This window comes from Pseudomonas sp. HP_12, assembly GCF_055283955.1.
Genome location: NZ_JBTOQG010000023.1, coordinates 1 through 20,721 on the forward strand (window position 1 = coordinate 1; position 20,721 = coordinate 20,721).

A 20,721-nucleotide genomic window follows, 5' to 3' on the forward strand; every position below is an offset into this window, starting at 1 on the left:
GTGAAACGATGCATCGCCGATGGTAGTGTGGGGTTTCCCCATGTGAGAGTAGGTCATCGTCAAGATTAAATTCCGAAACCCCATTTGCGAAAGCAGATGGGGTTTTGTTTTTGCGCGCGGAAAAGTTATTTGCCCAGCCAACAGCCAACAGCCAATAATCAGCGCCCATAAAAAAGCCCCGCATCACTGCGGGGCTTTCTGCTAACAGGCGACTTACTTACTCGCTTAGCGTTTCAACTGCTTGGGTCGCTTTAACCGGAGTAGCCCCATCACGACGTTGAATGTACTTCCAGTCTGCTTCGTCAATGTAGATCCCGGCTGGCCCACTGCCGCCTTCCAGGTCAATGGCCACATGTGCCGACACTTGAGGCTTAACACTCGCCAGAATCGGTACAAAGCCCAGTTGTAGGCTAGTTTCCAGCAACGCTGCCTGGTTTCTTTCATCAATGTCAGCCGCTTCGTCGAGGTAGTAGGGCAGACGAATCCGTCCAGCCTGCTCGCGATCCATCAGGTGCAGCAAGAGGTACATGTTGGTCAGTGCCTTGATGGTCATGGTCGTGCCATTTGACGCCGCTCCATCAATGTCGGTATGGATAACCGGCTGGCTGTTGACCTTGGTGATCTCGAACGCGAGTTCGAACAAGTCCTTCAAGCCGAGCTGGTTGTGGTTAGCTGCAACCAGGCGAGCCAGATACTCTTTGGCTTCCTCGTTCTTGTTGTCCTGCTCGGCACTCTGGCTCAGATCAAACACCGACAGTGTCTCGCCCTCTTCGTACTGACCGGCGCTGTGGATGATCTGGTCGATGTGCTTGAGCGCTTCCTTGTTCGGCGCGAGCACGATGCGGAAGCTCTCCAGATTGGAAACCTGCCGGCGGTTGATCTCACGGTTAAACAGCGCCAGTTGGTGCTCAAGGCTGTCGTAGTCGCTGCGGATGTTGCGCAGCGTCCGAGCGATGTCGGTCACAGCGGCACGACGTGCCTTGCCCAAGGTAAGGGCTTCATCAGTGCGGTGAGCATAAGCGTTGATCAGCAGTTGCAAACGCCGCTCCATGTCATCTTCGCTGTCGAACTTGGCGACACCTTTCAAACGAACCTGCGCGTACAGCGCTTCGATCTGACCATCGCAGCGCAACAGGCCCTGCCAGCTGTCCTGATAATCATTGAGCAGCGGCAGCAAGTTCTCCAGCGAGTCATCAACCGGCTCCATGAACGCCGTGCCAAATGGCAGATCGGTCGGCAGCAGCTGACGACGACGCAGCGCGTCATCCAGCGTGCGTTGCTTGGATTCGAGATCGCCGATCTGACGACCGATCAGCTGCAGCTTGGCCGACAGTTGTTGAACGCGCTCGGTGAATGCATCACTGGAGCGCTTGAGCTCATCCTGCGCCGCTTCCATCTGGGCCAACTGCTCAAGCTTCTCGCCCTCTTCGGCGCTCAATGTTTGAGCGCGGCGGAAGTCTTCGAGCGCCTTCTGCGCGTCCAGCACCTGTTGATACAACGCTTCAGTCTGGGTTTTGCTCGCTGCACGGTCGGCCGCGACGGCTTGTTGGGTCTTTAGCTGCTTGAGTTCCTTCTCCAGGCGTTCCTTCTGATCACGCAACGCGGCGCGATCGGCCAGCGCCTGGAGGGCAGGTGGCTCGATGTTCGACAGGTTGACAGTCAGGCCGGGTACTTCAAAGCGTTCGCCCTTGAACCCATCGAGAATCGCTTCGAGGGATTTGACCCATGCATCGCCATCATCCAGCGCGATGCCTTGCTCGCCCAGTGGCAAGCTGAACAGCGCGCTGTTGAACAGGCGCATAAGACGCTCTACATCAGGCTGCGAGAACTCTTCGCGGAGGCGGGCATAACTGTTGTTGTCGGCATGATCGAGCTGTTGCTTGACTGATTTCAGGCGTTTTTCCAGATCGCGCAGGCGCTCATCCAGATCCTCGGCGCTGAATTGGCGCGACTGTGCGAGAGCACCGGCCAGTTCATCGTGGGCGTCTTTTGCAGCCAGTAACTGTTGTTCCAGGACTTTAACGTCGTCGACCAGCGCGAAGCGGTTCTTCAACACCGCCAATTCGCCGATCCAGCGCTGGATGTTGCTGATCTCACGCTCCAGTCGCATCAGCTCTTGAGTGCTGCCCCGCTGGTCGTTCTGCAGCGAATCCTGTTCGTTACGGTAGTGCTCGCTTTGGATGACCAACTCTTCTTTGCGCGCGTTGGAGTAGTCCTGCCATGTGCCCAGCAACGAGTCGAGCAATGGCGACAGGCGATGCAGCTTGCCGCGGAGGATGTCGCGCTGTCTCACGCCATTGGCCAACGCTTCAACCAGCGGCCCGGCGAGCACCAGTGCGTTGTAGTCCTGCTCCATGCGTCGTACGTCACGGAAGGCTTCTTCACACGCGGCGATGTAATCGACGCTGCCGGAACGCAGGCTGTGCTCAAACGCGTCGAGAAACAGCTGCTTCAATTTGGCAGCGGTGATCTCGCGCATGTGCAGCAGGTTGATGAACAGCGCGCGGAACGTCTTGAGGCTCTGCTCACTGGTCGAGCGCAGGGGAATCAGCGTCAGGTCCAGCGGGATCGACGTATGGCCACCGACCAGCAAACGACGCAGTTCATCGGGCTTCAGCTCATAGGCTTTCAGGCCCTGGCTTTCCAGATTGGCAAACAGCTCTTTCTGGCGAAGGCAGGTGTCGTTCTTCTGGTAATGAGCCAGGTCCAGCTTGCCGGCATAGGCGAAGAACTGGTGACCGAAACCGCCGCCGGGGCCACGGCCAACCACGCCGATGACATGGGGGCCGTGGGGCAGGGAGACTTCGACGAGGATGTAGCTGGTGTCGGAAGCGAAGTAGAAGCGGCGCGATTGATCAAGGCTGTATTTGCCGAAGCTCATGTCCGACATGCGCGCCAGAATCGGGAACTGCAGAGCGTTGATCGACGCACTCTTGCCCAGGTTATTCGCGCCGTAGACCGACAGCGGATGCTCCAGCGGAAACAGCCCAAGGCTGTAACCGGCCGTGTTCAGCAGCGCAAAGCGGCGTATGCCGTAGCGTTCCTGGCTCATGCGTCATGCTCCTGTTCTTCAGCGATCGCCCGGGCTAGCGCTTGCTCTTCGGTTTCTGCGGATTCATCGAATTCGGTGAGGTCCAGCGGGTCGTCGGTTTCCAGCAGTCGCTCATCGCTGTCTTCGTCGATCAGCACCGGGGCCGGCAACGGCAGGGCGCTGTGCAGGCTGGCCGCCAGATCACGGTCCTGCTGCACGGACAGGCAGACGTCGAGGAAGCGATGCATCGGCGGCAGGAAGCGATAAATGCCTACTTCTTCGGCGGCGAATCCCAGCTGGGTCATGCGGCGCATGATTTTTTCTTCCAGCTCTTCCTGGGTCTGGACCTCAGCTTGCAGGAACAGATCGCGGTACTTTTCCAGCAGCGAGGGCAATTCGTCACGGCCCAGGCTGCCGCCATCGAGCACGGCGACCGGATCGCGGCCCTGGTCGGCCAAATGCTCGACGAGGATGAATGTGAACAGCGCCAGACGTTGCGCGGTCTTGTTGACCTGCGCGGCTGCCAGATCAGGCACGAAGTAGTAGAACCCACGAGTGTCGCACACCAGCTCGAAGCCCAACGCCTTGAACAGGCCGCGGTACTGGTCCTGCAGATTGGACAGTTGCGCGTACAGCTCGGGATCGCGGCGGCTGACGTGGTAGCCCTTGAACAGCTCGCGGAAGATCGGAGCCAGCTGGGTCATTTCGGATAGATCAAGATGCATGGGCGGTGCCCTCGGAATTCTCTGGGGTGGCGTCTTTGCTCGAGAGCAGGGCGAAGGAGCGCAGGCTGACGCGGTGCTCCTGGGTCAGGTATTCGCGGCGCTCAAGGCGCTCGCGCTTGAAGCGTTTGTCTCGCGACAGCCGCGAAAACCAATACAGCAATTCATCGGTCGCGCCGGTGGGCTCCTGCTCCAGCAGCCAGACCATCAGATCCGGCATCGGCAGAGCGTCTTCGCAGCGCTCGACCATTTCCCTGACCGTGCGCGGCGCGCGAGGCGGCTCGCCCTTTCGGGTGATATTGGCCTTGGGGAAGCGCGCCGGTTTCGGCTCGAAGCGCGCCAGCGCATACACGTACGCTTCAACCTGATTGGCACTGCCGAGGAACGTGCTTTGCGGGCGGGTGAACATCGGCATCGCCGCTTGTGGCACCGCGTCGAGCCCTCGTCGACGAATCGCCGACAGCGCGAGGGCAGCACCGCGCGTCACGGCGTTGTGGCGACGCGCTTCTTCACGCAGTGGCAGCAGCAGTTCACGCGCGTGGCGCAAGGTCAGTTGCGCGCTGGTCTGCATTTCAAGGATGCGGGCGTGGGTGCGCAGGAGCATGTCGTCGTCAACCAGATGACCGAGACGTTGCTGGTCGGTGAGCATGCGCAGCAGCACGTTCTCGACCTTGCGCACGCCCTGTTCGAAGGCGCCATCGGCGTTCACCAACTGGATCATCGGCTCGACGTATTCATCCCAGGTGGCCAGCACTTCTGCGTAACGCTGACGCAGCGGAATCTGCCGGTCACTGGTCTTGGCGCGTTCGGCCACGGACACAAGGGCCTGTTCGTCATTGGCGAGCTTCTTCAGGACGTCGCGTACGCGCATGTCGAGCAGGCGCAGTTGCCGCGCGAGGTCATTGGCGTCCCGGGCGTCGAAGGCTTCCTGTATATAGCCGGCCAGCCGTTCGAGGTGGCGCAGGTACGCTTCGATTTCCAGGCACAAGCCCAGCCGATGCTCGCGCCGCAGGTAGGACAGGAAATCGTGGATCTGCGCGTTCAGCTCGAAACGGTTCGGGCTTTTCGCCACAGGTACCAGAATGTCGAGCCGAATCCAGACGTCCAGCAGAGTGGTGATGTCCTGGGGCGTGCTTTCCAGTTGCTGGGCCGCCAGCTGCAAACGCAGTTCGCTCAGGCTCAGAGTGCCCTGGTCGAAGTGCTCGCAGAGTGGCTCGAGAAGCGCCCAGTGTTCGGCAAGGGCGCGCAGGACGCGCTTAGGTTCGATCATCGGATGGTCGCTGACTGGCAAATAAAAGCGGCGATTGTACTGCATCGCCGGGCTCGTTTTTCACCCGCAGTCGATCAACAGCGGCGGGAAGCGGTGAAGGCCTGTAGAATCTTCCGCCTGACTTTATCCACAGGTAGCTGACCTTTGCTCAACGAGCCTCGTCGTCGCGCTTATCTGACCGCCATGCAGGTGGTCAGCTGGCTGCCGCGCACTGAATTGCCTTTTGCTGCGCCATCGCGTCCCGAATTACTTGCGCCGGTGCCGCAGCTTGAAGAGGTGCCTGCGCCGATTATTCAGGCGGATACGCCTCGCGCGCCGGATCGCGATTCGCCCTCCGCCGCGCCGACACCCGTTGCGCGTACCGTCGAGCGGCCAAAGATCGAAATCCCTCGCCCCTCCAGCGCGCCCAAGCCAAAAGTGGTGCAGGAGGAAGAGGCCGCACCGGCCGTGGTGAAAGCGCCGGTTGCGCCGCCGCCACGTTTTGCCCTGCAACTGCTGCGCGCCGGGAGTTGCCTGCTGCTGGTGGAGCTGGTGACCGGCGAGTCCTTTCAGAGCCGCGACCCTTCCTATCTGCTGCTTAAAGACATGCTCAGCGCCGCCGGCCTGCCGGACAGTCCGCAGATCATTGGCGAGCCTGTGCGCTGGCCGCTGCTGGTGCGTGGGCAAATGGATCAAGGGCCCGAAGCAGCGCGGGATTTCGTCCAGGGTTTTCTCTACGCGCGCGTCGAAGAACAACCTTGTACCTGCCTATGGCTGATTGGCCTTCCGGCGCTGCGTTTCGCGGCTGAAACGGATGCTGAATCTTACAATCTTGAACTCCAGGTCGATGGCCTGGGGTTAGCCTGGGCGCTGCCGGGTCTGGAACTGTTGATGGACGAGCCGCAGCGAAAGGCCGAAGTGTGGCGCTCCATGCGTCAATTGATGGGCCGTTGGAAGACCGTAGATGAATGACGCAGTAACGTTTCGCCGCATGACCGAAGCTGACCTGGATGCCGTGCTGAAGATCGAATACGCCGCTTTCAGTCATCCCTGGACGCGGGGCATTTTCATCGATGCGCTGAAGTCATACGAAGTATGGCTGATGTTCGAAGGCAGTCAGCAGGTGGGGCACGGGGTGATCAACGTGATCATCGATGAAGCGCACTTGCTCAACATCACCGTTAAACCGGAGAGTCAGGGCCGTGGTTTGGGGCTGATGCTGCTGGAACAGCTTATGAAGCGCGCTTACGAGATCAATGGCCGGGAATGCTTTCTTGAACTGCGAGACAGCAACCGGTCGGCCTATCGTTTGTATGAGCGCTACGGTTTCAACGAAATAGGTCGCCGTCGGGACTACTACCCGGCAGTGGGCGGGCGTGAAGACGCGATCGTCATGGCATGCACACTGTTTGAATAATCCGAGATTGGTGTGTGGGGCGAACAAGGTTCGCTCCCACATAAGTCGAGCCAGTGATCAAACGCCAGGCTTGCCGTCCAGCGGATCAATAATGGCCATTTCTTCTTCGTCCAGACCATCCCCACCGCCGATGTCATCTTCATCAACGATGCTCAAATCCAGGTCAGCCGGGCCATCTTCACCCGCTTCACGGGGACCGCGCGCACCGTCTTCCCGGATCAATGTTTCAGGGCTCATGTCGTCATCGGTCGGGTTGTGATCTTCGGTAGATGCACCGGTGAGCCCTGCCTCACGTACGCGTTCATCAGGAATCAATGTGTCTAGCTCATCTTCGGGAATCATGTCGCCAATGCGCCCGCTCGGCTCATTGTTGTCGTTGAAGTTGAGCTCCTCCATTGATCCCATGCGGTCTTCGTTGTCATCGATGGGCTCGGGTTGAGTGGCATCGAATGGACGGCGTGAATCGTTCATGGCAAATCCTCAATAATGTCGGTCCTAATGGGTGGACCGGACGACATGGCGAAGATTCCATCCGGTTCCTGATCGGTCGTCGCTGATCGGTCGATCTTCCCGCGTGACCCGAAGCGCCGAGCCCCAGTCATAGCTGAGCATCATTTCCGAGGCATCAACGCATGAACGAACTACAAGACTTGATCGACAACAACGAACGTTGGGCTGCCGCCATCAAGGAAGAAGACCCCGAGTTCTTTGCCAAGCTGGCGCGCCAGCAGACGCCGGAATTCCTATGGATCGGTTGTTCGGACGCCCGTGTCCCCGCCAATGAAATCGTCGGCATGCTGCCGGGCGATCTGTTCGTGCACCGCAACGTGGCCAACGTCGTGCTGCACACAGACCTCAATTGCCTGTCGGTGATTCAGTACGCAGTCGACGTGCTGAAGGTCAAACACATTCTCGTCACCGGTCACTATGGGTGTGGCGGTGTGCGGGCCTCGATGCAGGATCGTCAGTTCGGCCTGATTGACGGCTGGCTGCGCACGATTCGAGATCTGTACTACGAAAACCGCGAGCTGCTGGCCAAGCTGCCGACTGAGGAAGAACAGGTCGACCGGCTGTGCGAGCTGAACGTGATTCAGCAGGTCGCTAACGTTGGCCACACCAGCATTGTGCAGAACGCCTGGCATCGCGGGCAGAAGTTGTCGGTCCACGGCTGCATCTACGGCATCAAGGACGGGCGCTGGAAAAGTCTGAACGCGACCATCAGCGGGCCGGAGCAATTGCCGCCCCAGTATCGCTTGCGTCGGCAGGGGGAGTGATCGGGTAGGGCAAGCGTCCATCAAAATGGTAGGAGTGAGCTTGCTCGCGATAGCGTTAGTCCAGTCACATTGATGTGAGTTAAAGACGTCGCGAGCAAGCTCATTCCTGCAGGATCGTTGTGTTAGAGCTGAGCGTTCTTCATTTCCGGCAGCGGCTTCTGCAGCTGCTTGATCTGCCGCGACACTTCACCCGTCCGGCACTTCGCTGCCGCCTGATCCGGCGTCAACTTGCGCACTGTGCTGAAGAACAGCTTGCAGGTCTCAACCTTGTTGGTCACCTGCCAGTTGGTGGTGCACTGCTTCAACAGCGCCGCCGGGTCGTTTGTCGGTTTCTGGCCCATGCCGGCTTGCCAGCACGCCGCGCTCAGGTCCTGGCCCATGACCTTCAAGCCGGCTTCATCCGCCCTGGTTTCGTCCCCGCCGTAATTGCTTTTGTCCGCCGCATTCCAGATATAGCTTGGGTGATTCGAACCCAGCACGGGGACGCTTTGCCCGCCTGCCGGACTGATGCTCGCCAGACCCAACACCGGGACGGTGACGTTGTACTGCTGCTTGAGCCACGCGCGCACCGGCGCACCGAACGCGACCATCGGCAGCGATGTGCCCGCCGCGCCTTGGGTCAGCTGCTTGACCATGTTGGTCTGGTAATCGGTGAAGTAGCTGTAGACGTTCTCAAGGTCCTTGCCGGCGTTGGAGGGCGCAGCAATGGGCGCGATGTCGATGATGGTCTGATAGGCAGGCGTCTGCTCCTTGGGAATGCCGTTATCCGTGAGCAGCTCGGACCAGCGGTCGGTAGTGGCCGAGAACAGATAGTCCTGAGCCTGAGTCAGCGAGTAGTCCGGCGGGAAATGCAGCAGCTCGACGCTCTTGCGATTTTCCAGCGCCATGCCCAGCGGCAAAAACAGATACCAGTTGTAGGCGAACTTGTTATCGGCGTTGAGTTTGCTTGCGCCAGCGTAGGCCAGATCGCCTGCGTCGAGCAGCGCTGAAAGCGGTTTGTCGTAGCCGTCCGGCACGCCGGTGATGTCGGCGTAGATCACGTCGTTGTCGTTGTGCACCGCAACCTTGGCCGCGGCGTAACCGTCACGCTGCACGCTTTGGGTGAGGTAGTGCTCGACGGTCTGTTCCAGCGTCCAGTTTCGGAAGCAGATGACATTGCAGTTGTTCGGGTAGGCGAACAAGTGTGTGACGCGTTCCTTGCTCCCCAGTTTGACGTTGACGTCGGCCTGAGCGCTGAGGCTCAGCGTCAATGTGGTAAGGGCGATGCTCAATGCGGCTGTTTTTTTCATGCTCATGTCCTTGTTGGCGTAGACACCCCTCTGCGTGGGTGGTGTTTCGATGATGAAACACTTGCACATGACTGGGAATAGGCAACGATGGCTGCGGGGCCATTTTTAATGGCGCGCTCGTTAAAGCACGAACCGCTGAACCATCGTGTTCAGGTCGGTAGCCAGCATCGAAAGCGCATTGCTCGCCACCGTGGTTTGCTGAGCGCCCGACGCCGATTGCGACGACAGATCGCGAATGCTGCTCAGGTTGCGGTCAACTTCGTTAGCCACTTGCGCCTGTTGTTCGGCGGCGCTGGCGATCAGCGTGTTCCGGTCGCTAATCGTCGACGTTGCGCTGATGATGACGGTCAGTGCGTGACCGGTTGCAGCGGCCTGCTCCAGGGTCAGATTGGCCTGGGCAGCGGTGACGCGTAGCGTTTGCGCGGTCTCCTGAGTGCTTTTCTGTACATCGTTGATCAGGGTTTCGATCTCGGTGGTCGACGCGCTGGTGCGTTGGGCGAGAGAGCGCACTTCATCGGCGACCACGGCGAACCCGCGGCCTGCTTCGCCTGCCCGTGCGGCCTCGATGGCGGCATTCAGTGCAAGCAGGTTGGTCTGGTTGGCAATCGCGCGGATGACTTCGAGAATCTTGCTGATGCTCAGCGTGCGCTCGGCCAAACCGTCGGCCTGGTGAGAAGAATCGAGAACGTTGTCGGTCAGCTCCTTGATCGAATCAATGGTGCCGGTCAGGCGCAGACGACCCTCGGCGGCCGCTTCGTTGGACGCCTTCGACTCGCTCGACGTGCTGCTGGCGTTGTCGGCGACTTCCCCGGCAGCCTGACTCATCTGGTTCACCGCAACTGCCGCCTGTTCGATCTCATCGTTCTGCAATTGCAGGTTCTTCGCGCTGGCCTCGGCAATCGCGCCCATTTCGTGGACCGACTGGCTCAACTGGCCCGCTGCAGCGTAAATTTGATCGATCGTGCCATGCAGATTGGCGCGCATCAGGCCCAAGGTCTTCAGCAATTGAGCCGTTTCGTCCTTGCCTTCCGGAATCGGCTGGGGGCTCAGATCGCCTTGAGCAATGGTGCTGGCGATATGCAGCGACTGACGCAGGGGACGAATGATGCTCAGGCTTAATCGCCACGCCAGCAACAACGTCAGCACCAATGCCACCACGATGGCGCTGACGGCAATGATTCGGGTCTGCTGGAACCGCGCGCCGCCCGCGTCGACGGTGCCCGCCGCACTTTGCTTGTTCAACTCGCGCAGCAACTGCACCTGCATGTCCATGAGGTCACCCTGCAGGCTCAGCGTGGTGTTGAGGAGCATGCGCGCGTCGTCGAGTTTGCGTTGTTCGATCAGCGCGATTTCGTCGTGCAGCCCTGGCATGAAAGCGTTATAGGCATCTTGCAGGGCCTTGATGGAATCCCGCTCGGTGCTGTCGGTGGCATGGGCGAGATAATCGGCGAAGCCTTTCTCAACCTCGTTCTTAAGCTGCTCGACGTTGATTTTGCTGGTCACCACTGCGCCGGGGTCGTCGGCATTGGCAATCAGCCTGGCGCTCTCGCCGCGCAACTTGATCAGGTCGATGGCGATCGCGTCCGCCATGGCAATACTGGGCAGCGACCCGCTCTCAACCGCTTCGCCCTGATCCCGGATGCTCTGCATCTGCAACAGGCAGAACACACCGAGCGCCACCAGCAACAGCGCGGTCACGCCGAAGCACAGCACCAACCGCTGGGTAATCCTGAAACGACGCAGGAATGCAGGTTTGGAGGAAGGACGGACCACACGACGCAATAACCTTTTCACTGCCACCCATCCCATCGACGAAAACACCGGAGAGATGGTTATAGAGGTGTTCCGTGATGTCTTTGTGACATTGCTGGAAATGTTTCGGAATTGTTGCGAACGCCGCATTCGCTGCGAAGGCTTCCGCGTGAACGTCAAACACCCTACGCCCCAATCTCCTCCATAAATTCCATCAAAAACCGCTCCGCACGGGCATGCCTGACCTGCGCCATGTGGCGGCCCGTCGCCGTTTGAAATCCCTGCGCCAAGGTGAAGATCTTGGTTTTGAAGTGATCGACGGCAAAACGCTTGTCGTCCAGGTCGCGTTGTTGCGCCTGCGGGTCGGTGGGGTCGTAGAGGTGGCTGCCCATGCGCCCGGACACGTAGAACAGCCGTGCCACGCCGACCATGCCGAGGGCGTCGAGACGGTCGGCGTCCTGCAGGATCTTCGCCTCCAGCGAGGTGGGCGTGATGTCGGCGGAATAGCTGTGGGACTCGATAGCGTGGCCAACGGCCTGGGTGCGCTCTTCTTCCCAGCCCATCTCTGCGAGCAGCTCCGTCGCTTTTGCCGCTGCCAGACGCGAGGCACTTGAGCGAAACGGCGAGTTCTTTTCCACGGAGACGCAGTCGTGGAGCAGGGTGGCGGCAAGCAGGATTTGATGATCGCCGCCTTCGGTGTCGCGAATGGCGCAGACGTTGGTCCAGACCCGGTGCAGGTGGGATACGTCGTGGGAGCCGTCGAGCCTTTCCGCCACGGTGTGGGGAATCAGCAGGTCGGCGAGGGACTGAAAAGGCGCGAAGGAGAGGGCGGTCATGGATCATCCTGTCGATGTCGGCGGACGGTGCGCCAGCATACAGATTGACCCGCGCCTGCGCAGCCGGTTCGCAATGGCGGTCGCGGACCTCTGCCGCCCACGTTGCGCAGCAGAGATCAGTGAGCCGCCACGACGCTACATCACTGGCCTTTCATTGCCGCCGTCAGCTTGTCCACGTTGTAACGAAACATCGCCACGTAGGTCGCCGCCGGGCCGTTTGCAGGTGACAGCGATTCCACATACAGCTCGCCGCCCGGGTGCGCGCCGCTGGCTTTTGCGATCTGCTGCACCAGACGCGGGTCGCCAGAGTTCTCGAAGAAGTAGGCGCTGACGTGCTCCTGCTTGATCTGCTGGATCAGCTTGCCGACGTCAGCTGCCGAGGCCTCGGTTTCAGTGGAAAAGCCCAGTGGCGAGAGAAAGGTCACGCCATAGGCATCGCCGAAATAGCCGAAGGCGTCGTGGGACGTCAGCACCTTGCGCTGTGCGACCGGGACGGCGCTGATCTGCGCGCGGGCGTAGGCATCCATATCCTGCAGCTGGACGATGTATTTCTCACCGTTGACTTTGTAATCGGCGGCATTGTCCGGGTCGGCTTTCTGCAAGGCCTTGATGATGTTTCTGACGTAAACGACGCCGTTTACCGCGCTGTTCCAGGCATGGGGGTCGGTAATTTTCTTGCCGTCTTCTTCCATGCTGCGGGTCATGATCCCGTCAGACAGCACGATCGGCTGGCCTTTGTAGCCGGAGGCAGTGATCAGCCGATCCAGCCAGCCCTCCAGATGCAAGCCGCTGACGAACACCACGTCGGCTTTTTTCAGCGCCTGGGCGTCATTGGGGGTGGGCTCGTAGACGTGAGGGTCGCCGTTGGGCCCGATGAGCGAGGTCACGTGCACGTGATCGCCGCCGACGTTGTGCACCATGTCGGCGATGACAGTGAAGGATGCGACGGTCTCCAGGGTTTTTGCCTGGGCGAAGTTCGCCAGGCCCGACAACGCCAGCGCGGCGGTCAGAAGCGTGAAACGTTTCATGGTGGTTTCCTTGCGGTGAGAGGACGATCAGCCGGACAGATGAACCCTCGGGAACAGTCGGCGCACAAAGCCGCTGCGTCCAAAGAACAGTGAGAACCCGTAGAAGGCGCTGGCGGTGAGCACGATGGCCGGGCCCGAAGCGACGCTGGCGTGGTAGGAGACGATCAGGCCGATGAAGCCCGAGAGCGTGGCGACTGCAGTCGAAATCACGATCATGCCGGTCAACGAGCGCGCCCAGAACCGCGCGACCGTGGCGGGCAGCATCATCATGCCGACGGCCATCAACGTGCCCAACGCCTGAAAGCCCGCCACCAGATTGAGCACCACCAGCAGCAGAAACAGCACGTGATATAGCGACCCGCGCCCGCCCACCGCGCGCAGGAAGCCCGGATCGAAGCATTCGAGGATCAACGGGCGGTAGATCAGCGCGAGCAGAATCAAGGTGAATGAAGCGATGCCGCCGACCATGAAAATCGCCTGATCGTCGATGGCCAGAATGGTACCGAACAGCACGTGAAGCAGATCCACGTTGGAGCCGTGCAGAGAAACGATCAGCACGCCGGCAGCAAGGGACGTCAGGTAAAAACTGGCGAAACTGGCGTCTTCGCGCAGCGTTGTGTAGCGACTCACCAACCCTGAGAGCAACGCCACGGCGAGACCTGCGATCAAACCGCCGAAGCCCATGGCTGGCAGTGACAACCCGGCGAAGAGGAAGCCCACGGCGGCACCCGGCAACACCGCGTGACTCATGGCGTCGCCCACCAGACTCATGCGCCGCAGCATCAGCAGCACGCCGACCGGGCCGGAGCCGATGCCCAGCGCCAGGCATGCCACCAGGGCGCGGCGCATGAAACCGAAATCAACGAAGGGCTGGATCAAGAGGCTATAGAGCGTCACAGCGTTTGCTCCGCATCGGCGTCGCACGGTTGTGCGTCAGGGTTCCAGTGCTCGGCCATGTTCTTGGCGCGGCGCAGGTTGTCGTCGTTGAGGATGTCGGCGGTGTCGCCCCAGGCAATGATTTCTCGCGCCAGCAACAGCGTGCTCGGAAAATGCTGGCGCACTTGCTCGATGTCATGCAGCACAGCAATGACCGTTCGGCCCTGGCCGTGCCAGGTGCGGATCAACTGCAACAAGTCCCGCGTGGTGCGTGCATCGATCGCCGTGAAGGGCTCGTCGAGCAGAATCACCGAGGCGTCCTGCAATAACAGCCGGGCGAACAGCACGCGCTGAAACTGACCGGACGACAACGAGCTGATGCTGCGTTGATCGAATCCTGCGAGACCTACGGCTCCCAGAGCCTCCTGAGCCTGTTGAGCATGCTGTCGCGTGGCGCCCCGGAACGCCCCGATGCTGCGCCATGCGCCCATCATCACGGTGTCGGCCACGCTGAGCGGAAAGCTCCGGTCGATCTCGGCGGCTTGGGGCAGATAACCAATATGCCGCGTTGCCAACTGATTGCGCTCGACGCGCCCGACCGCGGGTTTGAGCGTGCCGGCGATGGCTTTGATCAGCGTGGATTTACCGGCGCCGTTGGGGCCGACGATCGCCGTCAGGCTGCCCGCCGCGAATCGGCCGTTGGCGTGATGCACCGCTGGCCGGCGTTCGTAGGTCAGTGTCAGGTCATGGAGGTCAATGGCGGCACTCATGGGATCGCCACCGCCCAGGCAACGCCGATCCACAGCAAGACCAGCATGGCGAAGGAAATCAACACGCGTTTGCCGGCCGATTGAGCCAGCGCGGACGTTGCAAGGGAGGAAGGAAGCCGGGAATCGCGTTTCACAAAAAGGACTGCCTGAAATACTTTGTTATAGTATTACATCACCTTTGGGTTGATCTGAAAAGCGCGATTTGGGCGAAGTTCAGGGAGGCGACAGATTGCAGCACGCTGTTAAGGGTGGCGTTTCCCCGGCGCAACAAACCCTGTAGTTTTCGATCACTTTTCTCTTTGCCAGGATGATTTCCATGACTGCTTCTCACCGGCGTCCGGTACCCCTCGCCAAATGCTATCGCCTGCTCAACCACGGCCCGACTGTACTGATCAGCGCCGCTCACGAGGGTCAACGCAACATCATGGCGGCAGCGTGGGCGATGCCGCTGGACTTCCAGCCGCCGAAAGTCACGGTCGTCTTGGATAAATCCGTATGGACGCGGCGATTGCTCGAAGGCTCCGGCACGTTCGTGATCAACGTGCCGACCTTCAGCCAGATCGATATCGTCGAAACCGTCGGCTCGACCTCAGGGCTGGACATCTCCCAGGAGCAGGGCCTGGATAAATTCAAGGCTTATGGTCTGGAGACCTTCTCAGGCTCCCACGTTGAAGCGCCGTTGCTGGAAGGCTGCGCGGGCTGGCTGGAATGCCGATTGATTCCCGAGCCGCATAATCAGAGCGCGCATGATCTGTTCATTGGCGAAGTGGTCGCAGCATGGGCGGATGAGCGCGTGTTCTCCGAAGGGCACTGGCATTTCGAGGGGCATGATGCGCTGCGCACCCTTCACCATGTGGCAGGCGGGCATTTTCTGGTGATCGGCGATGGCGTGGATGGCAAGGTGCTGGAGCGGTCCGCTGACTGACCCACGTCCGGCTTGGAAGGCGCGCCCCCTTGGTGGAAGGGGCGCGGTGAAGCAGCTTTAAGTGGCCGGACGTGGATGCACCTCAGTCCTTCGACAGTTCGCCGTTCACAAGACGCCAGGTCTTCAACGGATTGCTGCCTTTCAACGCAGGGGGCAGCAGCGAGTCCGGCACGTTCTGATAACAGACGGGCCGCAGGAAGCGATCAATAGCGGTCGCGCCCACTGAAGTGCTGCGGCTGTCGGAAGTGGCCGGGAACGGCCCGCCGTGGACCATCGAATAACTCACTTCGACGCCGGTGGGGAAGTCGTTGAACAGAATCCGTCCCGCCTTGCGCTCCAGAATCGGCAGCAGCGCCTGAGCAGTTGCCTCGTCGCCATCGTCAAACTGCAGCGTCACTGTCAGTTGCCCGTCGAAGCTGGCAGCGACCTTCTGCAGATCGGCGACGTCGGTGCAGACGATCAACAACGCGCTTGGCCCGAAGTTTTCGTCCTCCAGGCCGGGGTTGGCGAGGAAGGTGGCCGAGTCGGTACGGAAGAAGGCGGGGCGGGCCTGGAATGAACCTTCGGCCTCCTGACCCTCCGCCACCAGCGTCACGCCGGATGCGCTGTGCAGATTATTCAGCCCGTTGCAGTAAGCGCCGTGGATGTTCGGCGTCAGCATGGTGGTCGGCAGTTTCTCGGACAGCGCCTTGGCCGAAGCCGACACGAACGTTTCCAGTGCGTCGCTTTCCAGTGCCAGCAGAATGCCGGGGTTGGTGCAGAACTGCCCCGCGCCCATGACGAGCGATTCGACAAAACCTTTGGCGATGGTTTCGGCGCGGGCCAGCAAAGCGGCCGGCAGCAGGAACACCGGGTTGATGCTGCTCATCTCGGCGTACACCGGGATCGGTACTGCACGCGCTTGAGCCGCTGCCACCAGCGCCAGACCGCCACGGCGGGAGCCAGTAAAGCCCACGGCTTGAATCAACGGGTGGCTGACCAGCGCCTGGCCGACAGCAATGTCTTTGTCGATCAGTAACGAGAACACGCCTTCTGGCATGCCGGTGTCGCGCGCGGCTTTCTGGATCACGCGCCCCACCAGTTCGCTGGTCCCCAAGTGAGCCGGGTGCGCCTTGACGATGACCGGGCAACCGGCCGCCAACGCTGAGGCGGTATCGCCGCCCGCAACCGAGAAGGCGAGGGGGAAGTTGCTCGCACCGAACACTGCCACCGGACCAAGGCCGATGCGCCGCAGACGTAAGTCGGCGCGAGGCAGTGGCTGGCGCTCTGGCAGCGCGGTATCGACCACGGCACCGTGCCAGCGCCCATCGCGCAGCAGGCTGGCAAACAGCTTGAGCTGATTGACCGTACGCATCCGCTCGCCTTCAAGGCGGGGCTTGGGCAGGCCGCTTTCGACATGCACGCGTTCGGTGAGCACATCGCCCAGATCGAGAAGACCTTGGGCGATGGCCTCAAGAAAGATGGCGCGTTGGTCGTCACTCAGTTGTCGATAACTGTCGAATGACGCTTCGGCCAGTTCGCACGCGGCATTGACGTCTTCCAGCGTGCTGGCGCCAAACGAAGGTGTCAGGGGGTCACCCGTGGTGGCGGCGAGGGCGAACACCTCTCCGGCCTGGCCCCGCACAGCACGTTGCCCGATGATCGTTTCACCAAGAATCTGCATTGCTCAACACCTCTCGAGGGCGGCGACCGTCAGTGGGTACCGCTGTGGCCAGCCTCTGAGGTTACATCATGGCGCTACGATCGCCACCCGTCCTGGTGTTGAGCTTACCGCCCGGCTTAGGGCCGAGCGTATTGCTGCAGCTTATTGCTGAACGGCGCTGAATCCTTCGAACGCCGTTTGCTGCTGGATCGCGCTGACGATGTTCTTGCGCGTGGCGGGCTGCTGGTTGCCGTCCTTGTCCACGAACACTTCGCTCTGCAGTTCGGCCTCATCGCCGTCACCCACGAACGAGAACCCCAGGAATTCAAAGGCTTCGCGGTCCATGTTGGCTTTCGAGCGTGGCGTGCGCAGGGGCAGGGTGACGCTGGCGCCGTCCTTGCTGATGACGAAAACCTCGGCTTCCTTCTTCGGCCGTGTCGCTTTGCCCTTGCCGCCACTCGGGTTGCTGACCGCTTGATGCGTCTGGTTCAGCACCTTCAACGCCAGGCTGTAGACGAGCTCCTGAAAACTCGGATCGTCTTTATAGCTGGAGAGAATCCGGCTGATCGGAAACTTCGCGCTCAGGTCTTCGAGCGCGGCCATGTCAGCGGCTTCGGCGTCCTTGAGCTGTTTAAGCTGACCCATCAGTTCGTAGGCCTGGTCGTCGTCGAATCGGTCATGGGCGGCGCGTATGGCCAGGCGCAGATCGCGAATCTGGTCGCTTTCCTTCGCGCTCTGGAAGGCGTCGAGCACCATCTCGCTGATGGTTTTGGCCTGTGGCACGTGTTGTGAAAGATTGATGGCTTCTTCGTAGGCTTGCTTCGACGACACGGCGTTTGCCGCCGGATCGGTATGGGAATCAGACATTGAACATCCACTGCTTCGTTAACTGGGGTTGAGGCGCGAAAAGCTCGGGGCGTTTCGAGGGGCGTAATCTATTGGACGAGGGCGCGGTTGTCACGGATTGCCGCTTGCACCCGGACCACAGGAAGATTGGCGTTGGACGCCTCAGACTAGACCACAGCATCAAAAAGCCCGGCAATTGCCGGGCTGGTCTTATACGCAGGTCCCGCCTTTGTGGTGAGAGCCCGTCCCGCCTGTCGGATGGGTGCCTTTCGGACACGCCGACGCGGAGAGTGAAACGATGGAAAGCAGAGCGACCAGTCCAGCGATAGCGATCTTTTTCATATAGCCTCCGTGCACTGCGAGATGCAGTACAGGGCTATCGGCGTTTTGGGATCCCACTTTAGCCACCGAACGCCAGAAACAACAAAGCCCGCACAAGGCGGGCTTTGTTGAGGTACTTGGTGGCTACACAGGGACTTGAACCCCGGACCCCAGCATTATGAATGCTATGCTCTAACCAACTGAGCTATGTAGCCAAGTGGCGCGCATTATTCGCTCAGATCGGAGATGTGTCAAGCGTCTCTTTGAAAAAATTTATCCACACGATCAATCGGTTAGCCTCGCGGCCATTCAGCCATTCCTCATCCCTGCACGTCGGTGACAGTTTCTAACTCGGCGCTGAGTGCTTTTGCCCCACTTTCGCGCACCCATCCTGCACCGTCCTCGGGCTCGTGCCCGGTTTGATGGCTTCGTGCTATCGGTCCGGTTCTTGCTTATGCCTGCCGCAACGCTGCCGTTATAGATGAAAGCGGCAGCAGATTTCGATAGGCCCAAACGCGTCCCTTGTTCAAAAGATGGGCGGTTATCGTTTTCAAAACACAGACATGGCATTTTGCCGGTAAGAATGTAAGGCAGCGCAGCGACGATCATTTGTCATGCAGCGTTTGTCGGTGAGGAGTAGTCGGCTATGCAGAGTCTTTTGTCGCCAGGCATCCGCCTGCTCGGACGTCTCGGGTTCGCACGCAAGTTTCAGGTGCTCTTCTTTCTGTTTATTTTGCCGCTGGCCGGCAGCCTGTGGATGATCGGCCAGGATTACCGCAGCAAGCTGGCGGTGATTTCTCAGGAGCAAGCCGGCGTGCGCCAGCTCATGGCGCTTGATGCGCTGGATGTGCAGCTGACGGCCCAGCGCAACCGCGCCGCGCGCTGGAAGGCCGCTGACATTCTTCATGATCCGACGCCGGCCGCGAAGGCAGCCATGGGCGCGCTGGATGCAGCGAATCCTGAATTGACCCGAACCCTGGCGTCCCTCGGCGATGAGCTCAAGGCACAGAACGCCAGCGAGGACATCTTGACGCGGTATCAGGCGCTGCAAGCCTCGGTCAAAGGCATGGATTCAGACTCCCTGCGCACGGTTGGCTGGTGGCCGGACGGCTACGACCGCTTCACATCCGCTCTTACAGCGCTGCAGAGCCTGCGCGAACAGATCGCCATGGACAGCGGCTTGATCCTAGACCCCTGGCTTGAAACCTACTTGCTGATGCAGATCGCGACGCAGCAGGCGCCGGACCTTGTCGAGCGGGTAGGGCGCATGGCAAGTATCGGCCAGTCGTCGATCGCGTCCGGACAGTTCTCGTTGCAAAGCCGTCTTCAGATGCGCGACCTGCGCAGTCGCATCGGCGACGCCCGCGATCAGTTGGTCAAAGCAGTAGGCTCGCTAAAAGCAAAGGCTTACCCGGGTATGGAGGTCTGGACGCGTCAGTATGAAGACAGTCTTCAGCGCCTCGATACCGAACTGAAAGTGCTCGACGACGGTGTGTTCGGCGGCAGCATCAAGCTCGACCCGGCCGGCTTCGAACGCAGCGTCGATAACGTCAGCGACGGACTGGCGGCCCTGCGCAAGCAGTCACTGTCTTCACTCACCGGCCGGCTCGATTATTACCATGAACAGGCTACTCAGCAGTTTGTGCCGGTGGCCGCGATATTCAGCATTCTCGCGCTCGCGGCGCTGTACCTCTTCATGTGCCTCCAGGCGTCGATTCAGCGCAGCGCCAAAGGCATCACGACCTTGGCCGAGTCCCTGCGTGACGGCAACTTGTGCGTCGAGGTCGCCGTTGAAGGGCGTGACGAACTGGCTGCCATTAGCACCGCGCTCAACGTTGCCGTGGTGCAACTGCGCACCAGTCTGCTGGGCGTCAACCACGAAACCCAGCAATTGGGCTCTGCGGTGCTGACCCTCAATGCGCAGTCCGGCAGCACACTCAACGAAGTCGAAGATCAACAACAGCAGATCAGCCAGATTGCAGCGGCGGCTACTGAGCTCGCCGCGACTTCCATGGGCGTCGCCCGCAGCTGTGAAGCCGCATCCGGCAGCGCCCAGGCCACCCGACGCATCGCTGAGGACAGCAGTCGCAACAGCCAGCGCACTACGGCGAGCATTCAGCAACTGAACCAGAAACTGACCGATACCGCCAACGCGCTGGGCAAAGTCAGTGAGCAGGGGCAGCAGATCCAGTCTGTGGTCGACACCATTCGCGGCATCGCCGAACAGACCAATCTGCTGGCGCTCAATGCCGCCATCGAGGCGGCGCGTGCGGGCGAGCAGGGCCGTGGCTTCGCCGTGGTCGCTGACGAAGTGCGCAGTTTGTCCCAGCGGACCCAGGCGTCGACCGCGCAAATTGCCGGGACCGTGGACAGCTTGCGCTCGACCGTCAGCCAAGCCGTCAGCCTGATGGAAGCGGCGTGTGGCCAGGCGGTGAGTGATGCGCAGTCGGTGACCGGGCTGGGCGAGCGGCTGGAAGAGATTGCCAGCGCCGTGCAGATCGTCACCGACACGCTGGCACAGATCGCCACCGCGGTTGAAGAGCAGGCCGCAACGGCGGACGAGGTCAGTGGCAACATCCAACAGGTGGATCAGGCTGCAGGCCGTTTGCTGGACGGCGCGCGTGCGGTCAATCAGGCTGCAGACACCCTGACCAAAGGCAGCAGGGCCTTGAGCGACAACACCGCGAGATTCCAGCTGGGGTAAGCCGCGCAAGCAAGGCACGAGGGCGATCAGCGCGCACGT

18 protein-coding genes, 1 tRNA gene and 1 pseudogene are annotated in these 20,721 nt (G+C 60.6%); 5 read left to right on the forward strand and 15 right to left on the reverse strand.

Annotated elements, in window-relative coordinates:
- Nucleotides 1–217: 217 nt before the first annotated feature.
- From mksF to mksB, 3 genes are read right to left on the reverse strand one after another with little or no spacing between them, the layout of a single operon-like run.
- The gene (gene mksF / locus ACYASU_RS15255; protein ID WP_463583278.1) at nt 218–3,052 is read right to left on the reverse strand and encodes an Mks condensin complex protein MksF; all 2,835 of its coding nucleotides are present in this window, start codon (nt 3,050–3,052) and stop codon (nt 218–220) included.
- Nucleotides 3,049–3,756 carry an Mks condensin complex protein MksE gene (gene mksE, locus ACYASU_RS15260; protein WP_122536222.1) on the reverse strand — a complete coding sequence of 236 codons (708 nt, stop codon included), beginning with the start codon at nt 3,754–3,756 and terminating at the stop codon, nt 3,049–3,051. Before mksE ends, mksF begins: the two co-directional genes overlap by 4 nt.
- Nucleotides 3,746–5,023 (reverse strand): Mks condensin complex protein MksB, encoded by a 1,278-nt coding sequence (gene mksB, locus ACYASU_RS15265; RefSeq protein ID WP_192174971.1) that lies wholly within the window; start codon nt 5,021–5,023, stop codon nt 3,746–3,748. Before mksB ends, mksE begins: the two co-directional genes overlap by 11 nt.
- Before the next feature lie 144 nt (nt 5,024–5,167).
- Here mksB and ACYASU_RS15270 point away from each other — a divergent pair, with 144 nt between their 5' ends.
- Together ACYASU_RS15270 and rimI are read left to right on the forward strand one after the other, a co-directional pair.
- Nucleotides 5,168–5,974, forward strand: coding sequence for an energy transducer TonB (locus ACYASU_RS15270; protein WP_463583279.1), 807 nt, complete (start codon nt 5,168–5,170; stop codon nt 5,972–5,974).
- The gene (gene rimI / locus ACYASU_RS15275) at nt 5,967–6,419 is read left to right on the forward strand and encodes a ribosomal protein S18-alanine N-acetyltransferase (protein ID WP_237254780.1); all 453 of its coding nucleotides are present in this window, start codon (nt 5,967–5,969) and stop codon (nt 6,417–6,419) included. The genes ACYASU_RS15270 and rimI overlap by 8 nt, the downstream gene beginning before the upstream one ends.
- Nucleotides 6,420–6,476: 57 nt before the next feature.
- Here rimI and ACYASU_RS15280 read toward each other — a convergent pair whose 3' ends face one another.
- Complete coding sequence (locus ACYASU_RS15280) at nt 6,477–6,890, reverse strand: serine kinase/phosphatase (protein WP_463583280.1); 414 nt, start codon at nt 6,888–6,890, stop codon at nt 6,477–6,479.
- A 161-nt stretch (nt 6,891–7,051) separates the two neighbouring features.
- Here ACYASU_RS15280 and can point away from each other — a divergent pair, with 161 nt between their 5' ends.
- On the forward strand, nt 7,052–7,693 hold the full coding sequence (gene can / locus ACYASU_RS15285) for a carbonate dehydratase (protein WP_463583281.1): 642 nt from the start codon (nt 7,052–7,054) through the stop codon (nt 7,691–7,693).
- Between the two features lie 122 nt (nt 7,694–7,815).
- Here can and ACYASU_RS15290 read toward each other — a convergent pair whose 3' ends face one another.
- From ACYASU_RS15290 to ACYASU_RS15325, 8 genes and pseudogenes are all read right to left on the reverse strand, one after another.
- On the reverse strand, nt 7,816–8,982 hold the full coding sequence (locus tag ACYASU_RS15290) for a hypothetical protein (RefSeq protein ID WP_463583282.1): 1,167 nt from the start codon (nt 8,980–8,982) through the stop codon (nt 7,816–7,818).
- 120 nt (nt 8,983–9,102) lie between these two features.
- Nucleotides 9,103–9,966 carry a methyl-accepting chemotaxis protein gene (locus ACYASU_RS15295; protein WP_463583448.1) on the reverse strand — a complete coding sequence of 288 codons (864 nt, stop codon included), beginning with the start codon at nt 9,964–9,966 and terminating at the stop codon, nt 9,103–9,105.
- Nucleotides 9,961–10,884, reverse strand: a pseudogene (locus ACYASU_RS15300) (MCP four helix bundle domain-containing protein); the annotation flags it as partial. The gene ACYASU_RS15295 and the pseudogene ACYASU_RS15300, both read right to left, overlap by 6 nt.
- Nucleotides 10,885–10,919: 35 nt before the next feature.
- Nucleotides 10,920–11,570 (reverse strand): HD domain-containing protein, encoded by a 651-nt coding sequence (locus tag ACYASU_RS15305; RefSeq protein ID WP_463583283.1) that lies wholly within the window; start codon nt 11,568–11,570, stop codon nt 10,920–10,922.
- Between the two features lie 140 nt (nt 11,571–11,710).
- The gene (locus ACYASU_RS15310) at nt 11,711–12,598 is read right to left on the reverse strand and encodes a metal ABC transporter substrate-binding protein (protein ID WP_463583284.1); all 888 of its coding nucleotides are present in this window, start codon (nt 12,596–12,598) and stop codon (nt 11,711–11,713) included.
- Nucleotides 12,599–12,625: 27 nt separating this feature from the next.
- Complete coding sequence (locus tag ACYASU_RS15315; protein WP_133771835.1) at nt 12,626–13,495, reverse strand: metal ABC transporter permease; 870 nt, start codon at nt 13,493–13,495, stop codon at nt 12,626–12,628.
- Nucleotides 13,492–14,244, reverse strand: a complete 753-nt coding sequence (gene aztA / locus ACYASU_RS15320; protein WP_463583285.1) for a zinc ABC transporter ATP-binding protein AztA — start codon at nt 14,242–14,244, stop codon at nt 13,492–13,494. The genes ACYASU_RS15315 and aztA overlap by 4 nt, the downstream gene beginning before the upstream one ends.
- The gene (locus ACYASU_RS15325; RefSeq protein ID WP_282369422.1) at nt 14,241–14,378 is read right to left on the reverse strand and encodes a hypothetical protein; all 138 of its coding nucleotides are present in this window, start codon (nt 14,376–14,378) and stop codon (nt 14,241–14,243) included. The genes aztA and ACYASU_RS15325 overlap by 4 nt, the downstream gene beginning before the upstream one ends.
- Nucleotides 14,379–14,560: 182 nt before the next feature.
- On the opposite strand from ACYASU_RS15325, the gene ACYASU_RS15330 reads away from it, so the two are divergent.
- Entirely contained in the window at nt 14,561–15,169 is a 609-nt protein-coding gene (locus ACYASU_RS15330; RefSeq protein WP_463583286.1) for a flavin reductase family protein, read from the forward strand.
- Between the two features lie 82 nt (nt 15,170–15,251).
- Here the strand turns inward: ACYASU_RS15330 and ACYASU_RS15335 are convergent, their stop codons facing one another.
- From ACYASU_RS15335 to ACYASU_RS15345, 3 genes are all read right to left on the reverse strand, one after another.
- Nucleotides 15,252–16,832 (reverse strand): aldehyde dehydrogenase (NADP(+)), encoded by a 1,581-nt coding sequence (locus ACYASU_RS15335; RefSeq protein WP_463583287.1) that lies wholly within the window; start codon nt 16,830–16,832, stop codon nt 15,252–15,254.
- 141 nt (nt 16,833–16,973) lie between these two features.
- A complete protein-coding gene (locus ACYASU_RS15340) occupies nt 16,974–17,678 on the reverse strand; it encodes a hypothetical protein (RefSeq protein WP_463583288.1) in 705 nt (234 codons plus the stop codon).
- 438 nt (nt 17,679–18,116) lie between these two features.
- Nucleotides 18,117–18,193 (reverse strand) — tRNA-Met (locus tag ACYASU_RS15345).
- A 431-nt stretch (nt 18,194–18,624) separates the two neighbouring features.
- On the opposite strand from ACYASU_RS15345, the gene ACYASU_RS15350 reads away from it, so the two are divergent.
- Complete coding sequence (locus tag ACYASU_RS15350; protein ID WP_463583289.1) at nt 18,625–20,682, forward strand: methyl-accepting chemotaxis protein; 2,058 nt, start codon at nt 18,625–18,627, stop codon at nt 20,680–20,682.
- The last annotated feature ends 39 nt before the right edge of the window (nt 20,683–20,721 follow it).